At 70.9% G+C, this 2,849-nt stretch carries 3 protein-coding genes; all 3 read left to right on the forward strand.

All coding sequences use genetic code 11. From position 1 onward, the window contains the following. Positions 1 to 320, forward strand: a 320-nt coding sequence (locus ACSAMQ_RS20300) for a hypothetical protein (RefSeq protein WP_435397389.1), incomplete at its 5' end; no start/stop codon positions are given. A 4-nt stretch (positions 321 to 324) separates the two neighbouring features. Continuing rightward, entirely contained in the window at positions 325 to 2,160 is a 1,836-nt protein-coding gene (locus ACSAMQ_RS20305; protein WP_435397390.1) for a hypothetical protein, read from the forward strand. Continuing rightward, the coding region (locus ACSAMQ_RS20310) for a bpX6 domain-containing protein (protein WP_435397391.1) at positions 2,153 to 2,849 on the forward strand (697 nt) is incomplete at its 3' end. The genes ACSAMQ_RS20305 and ACSAMQ_RS20310, both read left to right, overlap by 8 nt.

Here is a 2,849-nt window from a genome sequence, read left to right on the forward strand (position 1 = left end):
GGCTCGACGCGCGCCGGCGCGAGGCGCTGATGCTGGCCGCGAACGCCGACGCCGTCGTCGTCACCGGCGCCGGCGACGCGCTGCCGTGGAGCGATGGCGTGGCCTATATCGCGCCGTGCCAGGATGCGCCGGCGCTGTGGCTGCCGACCACGCAACGCCCGGACCTGCCGTTGGACCTGCTGCTGCGCGCGATCGCGCGCCGGCATCGGCAATCGCCGTTGTTGCTGTGGCCCGAGCCGATGCAGATCGTGCCGCTGCACCGCGCGCTGCCGGCGAGCGACGAACTGATCGCGCAGATCCGCGCGCATTGGCGGAGCTGAGCCGATGCGGGTACCCGAGGCGCTCGCACCCTGGCGGCCGTGGCTGGACTGGTTCGACGCCGACGTCGTCGACCTGCTCGGCGATCTGCTGCTGCGCCTGCATCCGATGCTCGGTGCGTTCCGCATGCGCGCCCTGCGCGGCGTGGCCGAGCCCGAGGGCATCGACGATCTGCGCCGGCGCGGCCATTACGAACGTCTGTTGCTGAGCGAGTGGGCGCTGGCCGACGAAGTGCCGGAGGAATTCGACCGCCGCGCCGCCGGCGGCGAGCATCTGTTCCTGTCGCCGAAACTGGTCGCGCGCGAAGCCGACGCACTGACTGTTGCGGTGTTCGACACCGGCCCGGGCCAACTCGGCGCGCCGCGCCTGGTGCACGTGGCGATGTGGATACTGCTGGCCGCGCGGGCGCGCGCGGCGAAAGCCCGCTTCGCCTGGGGCGTGCTCGGCGCGCCCGGGGTGCTGCATCCGGCCGACGCGCCCGAACGTCTCAAGCAATTGCTGCAGGCGCGCAGCCTGACGCCGGGCGGCCCCGCTGCCGCCGCCGAGGGCAACGCACAGGCCGTGCGCGAGCACTGTGAGCGCGAGTGGCGGCGTGCGCTCGACGAAGCCGAGCCGAGCCCGGGCGAGCGCTGGTCGATCGGCGCGCATGCGGCCGGCTATGGGCTGGGGCATCGCGTCGACGTTTCGCGCACGGCCGAACAGCAACTCGCGGTGACCATCGCCTCGCGCCAGGCGCGGCGCGAGCTGCGTTTGAACCTGCCCGCGCCGGAGCGTTCGAGCGCCTTGCTGCGTGGCGAATTCGAGCGCGTCGAGGTCGCGCGGCTGAGCGGAGTGCAGACCGGCTCGCACGGGCAGGGCAAGTTGTCGCTGAAGCAGCCGCCGTTGATCTCCTGCGGCGGCCGCTATCTCGCCGTGCCGCTCGCCGGCGAGAGCGCCGCGAACGTCTATCGTTTGCCGTCGACCGAGGCGACGCGCTTGCCGGCGCCGAAGACCACGCGCTGGGGCAAGGGCAAGTCGCTGCTCGGCGCGACCCTGACCGGGCGCCATTTCGCCGGCGTGATTCCACAGACGCAGTGGCTGGAAGGCTGGCAGTTCGATGGCATGGGCCGGCTGCCGCTGCCGCCGCCCGGGGATCTCGATGTCACCACCGGCAAGGCGCGTCTGCTGCCCTGTGTGTGGTTCAACCCCGGCAACGGCTATCGGTGTTTGTGGCTGCTCTCCAGCCAGCGCAAGTTGCTGTCGTGGGTGCGGCACAGGCACGACGACATCGTATACGAGGTCGTGGCCGATCAGGTGCTCGCAATCGCGAGCAGCGACGCCGAGCGGATGTTTTATCTGCGTCACGGCGACGGCCATCTGCATCTGCATTCGGTATCTCTCGATCAGGTTTTGGATCGGGTCGCATTTCAGGGGCAAGCCAACGCTGCGTTCCTGTGCGGGACTCAGTGCGGAATGGGCTGGCCGGGCGGTTTCTGCGTCGAACAGATCGTCGGCGGGCACGGCGGCGAACGCTCTAGCATCTGGCGGGTATTCGTGCGCCTCGCCGAGCGCCCGCCGAGCGAGTACGAAATCGTCCTGCAGGCCGACTGGAAAGTGGTCGGGCTGGGCCAGCCCGACGGCGGCGACATCGGTTTGATCGCGCTGCGCCCGGACCGCAAGGCGCTGGTGCGCATTGGCGCGCAGGGGCGTTCGGTGCTGTACGAGTCGCCGAGTCCGATCAGTACGGTCAGCGTCGCCGTCGACGCCGACCTGATCGCCTTGGTCGACCTGCAAGGCCGTTTGGTGGTGCTGCGCGACGGCGCGCGAAAGATGCTCGTCTACACAGGGGGAGACGATGGCTGAAACGAATGGCAACACAGAGGCGCAGACCGATGCGACGGTCCGCTACCCGGTCTGGCGCGGCTGGCAGCCGGTGGCGGGGCTGTGGTTCGGCGCCGACTGGCTGGCGCCGGAACAGCGCGCCGAACGCATTCTGCGCGCATGGGCGATGGGCTGCCGCGCCTGGCGCTTCGACGACGGCGACGTACTCTGCTTCGAGCAGGCGCGGCCGATGCAGTGCAACGACGCACCCGGCGTGCCGTTGTGCCGTATCGGTGCGCACGGCCTGTACGCGGGGCCGTTGACCGCCGACGAACTCGCCGCGCTGACGCCGGCCGATGTGCAACTGGTGGTCGGCGGGCGCCTGCAGCCATTGTATTTCGCCCAGGCCCAGGCGCTGGACCCTTCGCTGGTCATCGACATCGACGACTACGCCTTGCACGACACTTACGACGGCCGCCTCAGCTTGCGCGCGCCGCGCCACGACCGGCTCGCCGGCAAGCGCGTGCGCGAGGTGCTGAGCGACCGCGTTCCGCCGCCGAGCAAGGAGCAGGCCGAGTTCCTGCGCCGTGCGCGCGGCGGTATCGGAGTCGGTGCCGGCGGCGAGGGGGCGCCGAGCCTGCGCGAACGCATCGCCGGCAGACGCGACGGCATGGCCGATTGGCTGCTGCGGCGTTTCCCGGGCTTGTCGGGCGAGCCGGCGCCGGCGCGCA

This window comes from Lysobacter sp. 1R34A, assembly GCF_051217035.1.
Taxonomy (GTDB): Bacteria; Pseudomonadota; Gammaproteobacteria; order Xanthomonadales; family Xanthomonadaceae; genus Lysobacter.